Origin of the sequence: Hyella patelloides LEGE 07179 (assembly GCF_900659865.1) — a bacterium.
Lineage (GTDB): Bacteria > Cyanobacteriota > Cyanobacteriia > Cyanobacteriales > Xenococcaceae > Hyella > Hyella patelloides.
This window is the reverse complement of sequence record NZ_LR214052.1, coordinates 1-8,880: the sequence shown is the minus strand read 5'-3', so window position 1 is coordinate 8,880 and position 8,880 is coordinate 1. Positions and strand designations below refer to the sequence as shown.

4 protein-coding genes and 1 pseudogene are annotated in these 8,880 nt (G+C 38.2%); 1 reads left to right on the top strand and 4 read right to left on the bottom strand.

All coding sequences use genetic code 11. The annotated features are described in order from the left end of the window. Positions 1 to 384: 384 nt before the first annotated feature. Positions 385 to 603, top strand: a complete 219-nt coding sequence (locus H1P_RS28070) for a hypothetical protein (protein WP_144873956.1) — start codon at positions 385 to 387, stop codon at positions 601 to 603. Positions 604 to 987: 384 nt separating this feature from the next. Here H1P_RS28070 and H1P_RS28065 read toward each other — a convergent pair whose 3' ends face one another. The 4 genes and pseudogenes from H1P_RS28065 to H1P_RS37800 all read right to left on the bottom strand — a co-directional run. Next, positions 988 to 4,062, bottom strand: coding sequence for a CBS domain-containing protein (locus tag H1P_RS28065; protein WP_144873954.1), 3,075 nt, complete (start codon positions 4,060 to 4,062; stop codon positions 988 to 990). Between the two features lie 282 nt (positions 4,063 to 4,344). Then, on the bottom strand, positions 4,345 to 7,065 hold the full coding sequence (locus H1P_RS28060) for a cation-translocating P-type ATPase (protein WP_144873952.1): 2,721 nt from the start codon (positions 7,063 to 7,065) through the stop codon (positions 4,345 to 4,347). A gap of 154 nt (positions 7,066 to 7,219) precedes the next feature. Further along, positions 7,220 to 7,990 (bottom strand): hypothetical protein, encoded by a 771-nt coding sequence (locus tag H1P_RS28055; protein WP_144873950.1) that lies wholly within the window; start codon positions 7,988 to 7,990, stop codon positions 7,220 to 7,222. Between the two features lie 675 nt (positions 7,991 to 8,665). Then, positions 8,666 to 8,880 (bottom strand): annotated as a pseudogene (locus H1P_RS37800) (Npun_R2821/Npun_R2822 family protein); the annotation flags it as partial.

Sequence of the window (8,880 nt, the reverse complement as noted above, 5' to 3'; positions counted from 1 at the left end):
ACATGGAGAGTGTGTAAGTCTGCCAGTGGTAGCTGTTCTCGGTGAAGTGTCAACCACCTACGAGCAATTAAGTTTGTTCTAGGAATCTCCGTCCTTTAGCGTCAGCGCAGGGCGGAGAGGATGTCAAACACAAATAATATCAAGTTCGGATAATCACTTAAAATGAGATAGTACATCAATTCAAACTAAGGGACAATGCCTTTTAGTTTATTGATTGTTTAAGTCCCGTTAAAATCTCAAGCGCAGCGATCGCGAATTCCTTATTAGAAGGCAGATGGTCAAGAAAATTTACTCATCTTATTCTCATGAGTTTCTTAAAGTTTTTTATTAATTTGAAAACAAGCTTTAAGTACTAACTTTACAGAAATATCAGGAAAGACTATCGTGAGAGAAGAATTGATAGATAAAGCAAAATTTCTAAGTTTCAGTGTTTTTCAAAATCCTTCTAATAATAAATATGTAATAGAGTATATTTTAACTAGTGAAGATATATTCCTATTAGAAGAGCAAGAGCTTGATAAATGGTTATTAAGTGTTAATAGAATACCAGAAGTAATTATTGGAACAGAAACAGCATTAGGTATTCTAGAGAAAATGATTTAATGAAACTTATAATCTAACTGTTTATTCCGAGTAATCCCTCTTTTGTCACTTTCCGAGATTTACTAATATTAAAAACAAATACTGATTTCTCAAAAGCCATATACAGTCAGTATTTCCCAGTGCAACATTTTAAGAGTGCCTAAATTTTATTCGTTTTGTGTGTTGCTTGATTTTTTATTAGTAAATAGCTTTTAAATCGCTTGCTGTATAAGAGTTACAAGATTGACAAATTACAAAAGTTTTCGGAGTCTGACAAAAGAGGGATAAACATCAACTATAAAAGTTATGTTAGTAGAGACGCTATCTATCGCGTCTCTACAGTGGTTAGTGGCTCGTCAGTAGTTGTTTTCTTGTTCTAACCAATTTAACGTACTGCAATAATTACTACTGAGCATTAACCGCATTGTTGATGGCTTTTAATAAAGCATAAGTGGAGTAAGGTTTAGCTAAAAAACTGCTGATGTTCAATTTGCGATCGCTAAGTGTTTGATAGGTAATATTACTCCCACTCATAACAATAATTTTGATATTAGGAGCGATTTTTTGCAGAGTACGGATTGCTGTAGTACCATCCATTTCTGGCATCATCATATTCATCAGTACTAACGCAATTTCAGCTTGATTTTGGACATAAGAGGCAACGGCTTCGATGCCATTATTGGCAATGATTACTCTGTAGTTATGAGTTTCTAGAGAGGCTCTGGTAATCTCACGAATTGTCGCTTCGTCATCTACAACTAAAATTAATTCACCTTTACCTTTTGGTATTGCCAAATGCTCGGCTAAGTCTGTTTCAGAAACTTCTAATGCTGGTATAAAGACATTAAACCGAGTTCCCTGTCCGATTTCACTTACCACATCAATAAAACCACCATGACTTTGGACAATAGTCATTACTGTTGCTAATCCCAAACCCGTACCGCCATCATTTTCTTTAGTGGTAAAAAAAGGCTCAAAAATCTGGTTGATGTTTTCTGCGGAAATACCAATCCCTGTATCGGTAATAGAAATTGCCACATAAGAACCAACTTGAGCTTGAGAATGTTCCCGAACATATTCTTCATCCATTGTTAAGTTGACGGCAGAAATATCTAGTATTCCCCCATCAGGCATGGCATCTCTGGCATTAATTACTAGATTAAGTAAAATCTGATGTATTTGGGTAGCATCTCCTAGAACAGTCCATAAATTGGGCGACACATCAGTTTGAAATTCAATCGATTTGGGGAAAGTTTCTGTGGCTATTTGCCGTATATCTGCGATTAAATGCTTAACCTGTACTATTCTTCGCTTTCCTTCAATACCTCTTGCAAAAGATAATACTTGTTTGACTAGAGCCGAACCTCGTTTAACATTGGTTTCCAACATTTGAATTAACTCTTGGGAGCGAGAATCGATTTGCGGTAGGGTAATAGGTAAAATCTGCACGCTCATCATAATGGGAGTCAAAATATTATTGAGATCGTGAGCAATGCCACCTGCAAGAGAACCAAGGCTTTCTAAACGTTGTTGGCGTAAATATTTGTCTTCTAACTGTTTTTTTTCCGTAATGTCTGCGGTGACACCAATCATCTGGGTTGATCGATCTTCTGAGTCAAGTAATACATGACCTCTCGCTGTCAGCCAGCGATGTTTGCCATCGGTTAAAACTATGCGAGTTTCCATCTCGTAAAGCCCTCCTTCATCGATCGCTTTTGTTACTTTTTCGTTGAGGGCGTTGCGATCTTCAGGATGAATGCGATCGACTATTGCCTCTAAAGTGCCAGGAAATTCACCATCAGTAAACCCCAAAATTGACTGGGAACTTGCGGACAAAATCACCTCATTGGTAGCAATATTCCAACTCCATGTTCCCATAGCAGCAGCATCGAGGGCTGTTTTCAATTGGGTTTCTCTTTCTTGAAGTGTTTCTTCTGCTTGTCTGCGTCGAGCGAGTTCGCTTTGTGCTTGCTGATATAGTTCGGCTTGTTGAATTGCGATCGCTACTTGAATGGCTAAGAGTTGTAGTAATTCTAGTTCCCATTCCTGCCAATTTCTAGGAGCAGAACATTGATGAACGATTAACAGTCCCCACAGGCGATCTGCTGTGGCATTTTCATCCCTTAACAAAATCGGAATGGCAATATTAGCTTTAACCTGAAAACTAGCTAAAAATTCCCTGTGGCATTGGCTTAAATGCGTTCGCTCGACATCTGCTACAGAAAAAATATGACCCTGTTGGTAAGGTTCAATCCAAGCTTGTTCAAAACAGGAATCTTTGACTACTCGATGGAAAATAGACCATTGGGATTCACTAACTGATTCTTTAGTTACAATACCACTACGATCGGGTTCAAAACGATAAATTAATACCCGATCTGCCTCAATTAACTGTCTGACTTCTGCAACAGTGGTATTGAGAATTGACTCTAGATCTAAAGATTGACGAATCCGTAGGGCGATTGTTGCGACTAATTGTTCTCTTTGCACTCGATCTTGTAATTCGGAGGTTTGTTGTTCTATTTGATTTGCCAAATAATCATTGCGTCTTTGCAAAAATTCAATTCTTTCTCTCTCCAAACGACGAACTCTACTTTGTAAGATATCTAAAGAACCTCTTAATTCGATAGGATTAATTGCTCGTAATAAACCACTTTGGGTTATTACGCCTAATAGTTCTCCTTGCTCACCAGCTACTACCAATCTTCTTAATAGACGTTGCTCCATTTGCTGCTGTACTGTCCAAAGAGAGTCTTCTGGTTTGGCTAAGAATAGCGGGGTACTCATCACTGCTTGTGCGGTAATCTCTTCTAAGTTCAATTCTAGTAATTGAAATTGAACCAGATCTCTTTCGGTAATAATGCCTATTGGTCTAAGAGATTTCGCAGTTTCGACGATAGGAATACAGCTAACCTGATAATCTGCCATCAATTGAGCAATTTCTAAAACCGAGACAGTAGGCGGTGCGTGGATAGCCCTGGACATGACTTCTTTTACTGTGCGAAATTTTAGTAAATCCAAAGATTGTAAAGCCTGACGCAAACTACCTTGAGTAATCAACCCCAGCAGTCGATGGTTTTCATCGGTAATTGGTAAATGACTTATTTTATGTTCGCGTAATAAATTTAGAGCAGCAAAAATATCCTGGGATTCTGTAGAAGTCAGAGTAATAACCTCTTTGGTCATTACTTCTGCAAGAGTCTTACCATTTAAGCTTCTTCCTGTAGAAATTAAGCGAACGAGATCGCGCTCTGTAAAAATACCAAGTAATTGAGAATTTGCGATCGCTAAAACGCAACTATAATCAACTGAAGCGATCGATTTAGCTTCCGCAACTCGATCCTCTCCCACCAATAGACAACTATTTGTCCAACTTTGACTCATTAGATCAATAACTTCTTCCAAAGGCAACTCAGGAGATACAGCCAGTGGCTCGCGCTCGATTGCTTGTTCTAGTGCGATAAAGTTATTAAGTGGCATAATTTGTTATATATTGACTTTTGTCAATGTTATTATAAATATCTATAATTTATTATCTATAATTTATCTTTTATTGGATAATTTATACAAACATTCTATGTGTAGAGAATTGAATTAACTGTTAATTTATGCTACGAAATATTGCTTGATAAAACCTTTTATAGTAGCGATCGCTATAACGAGGGGGCAGGGGAAGTAATAGGTCAGAGAGACCCCGCCTTAAAAAGACGGGGCTTCCTCTGACTTCGTAAAAATCAATAACGAGCAACGAGCAACGAGCAACTACCCACTAACTTTCTTTTTCGTCCCTTCATTAATTATTAATGGTAAAAAAGCACTGACCCCAATAATTACAGCATCCAACCCATTAATTGTCGTTACTTTTAACAAACTACCCAAACTAGGAATAATCAGACAAATAAACTGCAAACTCAGAGAAATGCCCAGAGCAAGGATTAAATAGTTGTTTGGCTGTAGCTTAACTCGCCACAAAGGTAAGTTCGATCTACAACTAAGGGCGTGTAACAATTGTGCGGTAACTAGACTCATAAAAGCAATAGTACTGGAATGACCTCCAATACCATAACTAGCAATACCGTAGCTGTACGCGCCTAAAGCAGCAACAGATATTACACTGGCTTCCCAAATCAGCCTTTTAAAATCAGTAACATCAACAATTGCCGATTCTGAAGGACGAGGGGGAACTTCTAAAACATCGGGTTCGGGTGCTTCTAAACCCAGTGCTAAACCTGGAAAAATATCTGTTACTAAATTCAACCATAAAAGCTGAATTGCATTGAGGGGTTGACCGATACCCAGTAAATTAGCCAATACCATAACTATGATTTCACTGAGATTGGTAGCCAATAAAAAATGCAGAGCTTTTTTTATATTATTATAAATAGTTCTGCCCTGACTAATAGCAGCGATCGCAGTTTCTAAGTTATCATCTTCTAAGACAATATCGGCAACTTCTCTAGCAACATCTGTACCTGTTTTTCCCATGGCAATCCCCACTTCCGCAGCTTTGAGGGCTGGTGCATCATTAATGCCATCCCCTGTCATAGCTACTACTTTTCCTGCTTCTTGGAAGGCTCGCACAATTTTTAGTTTATCGGCGGGACTGATGCGGGCGAATACATTAACTTGGTTAGTGGTTGGTGGTTGGTTGTTAGTGGTTGGTTGGTTGTTAGTGGTTGGTTGGTTGTTAGTGGTTAGTGGTTGGACATCAACAGAATTTAAAACCTTTAATTCTTCTTGATGGCTGAGATTTAATTTTTTAGCGATCGCTGTTGCCGTATTTGTCTGATCTCCTGTTAACATAACTGTGTTAATTCCTGCACGATGGAAATCAGCGATTAATTCTGTAACCCCGTGTCGAATTGGGTTGGTAATGCCGATTAATCCTAACCAGATTAGGTTTTTTAAAGTAATTTCCTCTGTGTCATCGATTTGAGCATAAGCTGTTCCTAAAACGCGGAGAGCCTTGCTAGTCATTTGTTTATTAGTATTGGCGATCGCTTTTCGTGCGATTTCAGTTAAAGTAACAGTCTGACCATTTTTTAGTAGATAATGGCACAGTGCTAAAACTTCTGAGGGATTTCCTTTAACGGCAATTAATCTCTGAGACTCATTTAGCTGATGCACCGTAGCCATATAGTTTTGACCATCAGCGCGGTGATTGATTTCTATTAAAGGATATTTGGTTTGTATGGCAGAGATATCCATTTGAGCCGAAATTGCCATTTGCATCAAAGCTTTTTCTGTCGGCGAACCATCTACTATATTTTCATCATTGCTATCAATGTTTACTTGACTCTCATTACAAAGAACAGCAACTTTAATTAGCTGTGATAATTCCTCATTCCATTGATTCAAGAATTGCTCATCTGTAAGCTCGATCTTTTGACTAGGTGTCTGAATTTCCACCACAGACATATTATTAGCAGTTAGCGTTCCCGTTTTATCCAAACAGATAGTTTGTACCGAACCCAAAGTTTCTATAGCATCGAGACGGCGTACCAAAACCCGTTGCTTTCTCATTTGGTTAATACCCAATGCTAGGGTAATAGTAGCCACCGTAGGTAATCCTTCTGGTACAGCAGCAACCGCCAGCGCAATAGAGGTTTGGAGCATCTCGATAAAACCATAACCGCGAATAATCCCCAGTCCTAAAACCAAGACACACACCGCACTAGATAATAAAACCAGTTGTCCACCAGCGCGATCTAATTGTTTTTCTAAAGGAGTTGTCGGAATTGCTGTTTCTCCCACTAAAGCCTGAATCCGCCCCATTTCTGTATCTTTTCCTGTAGCCACCACCACCCCTAAACCTTGTCCTCCAGTGACAAAAGTACCGCGATAAACCATATTGGTACGTTCAGCTAGGGGAATATCCTCCCCTGTGAGGGTTTGTTCGGTTTTAATTACAGGAATACTTTCTCCTGTAAGAGTAGATTCATCAATACTCAGGTGGTTTTGGTTTCGCTCACCGCATTTAATTAATCTGGCATCCGCAGCAACGTAACTACCACGCTTCAGCAGTAAAATATCCCCCACAACTATTGCTTGAGAATCGATCTCTGTAGCTTGACCATCTCTAATTACCCAAGCAGAAGGATTTACTAGGTTTTTTAACGAGAGAATAATGCGTTCTGATTTGCTTTCGGTAACATAACCCAAAATAGCATTGATAACTACTACCCCCATAATTACCAACGCATCAACAATACTTCCTGTAACAATAGAAAGTATGGCAGCTAAAGTTAAAAGAGCCACAGGAATCGACCAAAAATAGCTCAGAAATATGATGATTGCCGAACGAGGCTTAGTTTCTTCTAAGACATTCGACCCGTATTGAGCAAGATTTTTTTGTACTGCTTGCGGGTCTAGTCCTGTTGTTACAGAAGTTGACAACTCAGCTAAAATTGATTCTGCATCTTTGAGATGATAGGTTGCAGCAAATTCTAGAGGCTGTTTTTTCGAGATTGGCGATCGCTTCATAAGCAAATACGCGAAGCGCGGAGTGTATATTTTAGGCTGTGGGGTGCAAGAAACACCTTTATTTATAATTTAAAGCATGACAACTAACAACTAATAATTAATCGTAGAGACGTTCCGACGAATCACAATTGCAGAGGCGAACGGCTGTTTGCCCCTACTGACGGGATTTATGCCCAAACCAACTACGCTCTTTGACTTGAGAATATTTGCAATCTAGTAATTCAGTAACATCTTTCATATTGCGATCGCTTTTTACCCAAGCTCCATCCACATCAGGAAAATCAATTTTGCAATTTTCACATTTTTTATCGTCATAAAAGCGGATCGGACACCAAAAAGACTCGACATTACGTAGCATTTCTGTACCCAGTGACCATACCCCCGTCATCCAGTCACAATATAGACACCAAATCAGATCGTAACCAATCAAACCTTCAAATTTATGCCGTGAAACATTTACCCAATCCTTGGCTTGATATTTTGGGAATCCCACTAGCCATGTTAGGGGTGGATAAGCCACGACTTCCGCAAATCTTACTGTCCAAAAACAGGGTAAAGCGAGTAAAGTAATCCACACTGCTAAATGATTGCGCCAACCGCCTACGATACGGCTTAAAGTAGGAAAAATCTTCGGCTCTTTACGACTTTTATAATAAATCAATTCATGAGCAGCAATCCAAATCCAAAATGTACTCAGCTGGGCAATCAGAGCCACCCCTAACCCACGACCGCCATCAACAAGCGCACCAAAAATTAAGGGCAGAATCATAAAATAAAATAGCACCACATCAATTCCTGGTGCATGACAAAGAGTATCTGAGAATTGCTTCCCTGGTTTGCCCAAGCGGGGTAAGAGATGAAGAAACAAAGAACCACTGGCTAATGCTATTGTTAGCGATAAATAAAGCGGAATTATTGAATTCATCGAAGCATTACCTCCAAAATTAACTGTGGCGAATCAAGACTGCTTGTAATCTTTTTTAGAGGTCACAAATTTTCTGCTTATTTTTTCATTGTATTCAAGAAAGATTGCTTATTGTTTTTGATCGTGTAAATTTTTAATACACAAAAAAATTAATCAGGTTTTTGAGCCACTATAGGTGGCGTTTTCCCTGGTTGAGAAGAAGTAGTAAGTAGCAAGTTATTAATATGAATTGTTAATTTATTTTGATGCATAGGTATATCATAAGAATTGCTATCAAAGCTATTTTGACAAATTAATATTTTTTAAGATTACTATTTTAAATAAGAACTATAATTAAATTATAGTATTGAGGAATCAGAATAATTAGTATAGAAGCAATAAGTTACTTCAACAAAGATCGAGAATAAGCTTTTCTAGTAATAGAGGTAATTATCATCAATCAAACCTCTAGAGCTTGTAATGCTCAAAAATAAATTATGATTGCTCTAAAACTAAATTTAGATAACTACTAATTACCTCATCAGAGCCAAGAGTACTAAAAATATCTGTTGAATCAGCAACTATCTCGTCTGGGTTGCAAACTAGGGGGCTTTTCTCAGAAAAAGTTGCCGTTTTCGTTAAAGAGTTATAGCGATCGCTAAGTATTGATTTTGAAATCCTTACAGAGTAAGCGTTTCAAGCTATTTTTGACCCTATTTTGTGTAATACTTTCTGGAAAAAACGATAAGTAGTTACTTTAAAACTAGCCTTTTTCAAGTGAACTGGTGCTTGATTTGGCTCATTCATAAACCTGTAATATAAAAACAATTCCTGATGTGGAATGTTAGTATCCTCACCTTGGCATAATCTTGTAAATCTTTCTGAACTATAACCCATATAATGAATTCTAT

Excerpts from the sequence above, each read along its gene's own strand:
- H1P_RS28055 (WP_144873950.1), bottom strand. The coding sequence starts at position 7,990 with ATGAATTCAATAATTCCGCTTTATTTATCGCTAACAATAGCATTAGCC.
- H1P_RS28065 (WP_144873954.1), bottom strand. The coding sequence starts at position 4,062 with ATGCCACTTAATAACTTTATCGCACTAGAACAAGCAATCGAGCGCGAG.
- H1P_RS28060 (WP_144873952.1), bottom strand. The coding sequence starts at position 7,065 with ATGAAGCGATCGCCAATCTCGAAAAAACAGCCTCTAGAATTTGCTGCA.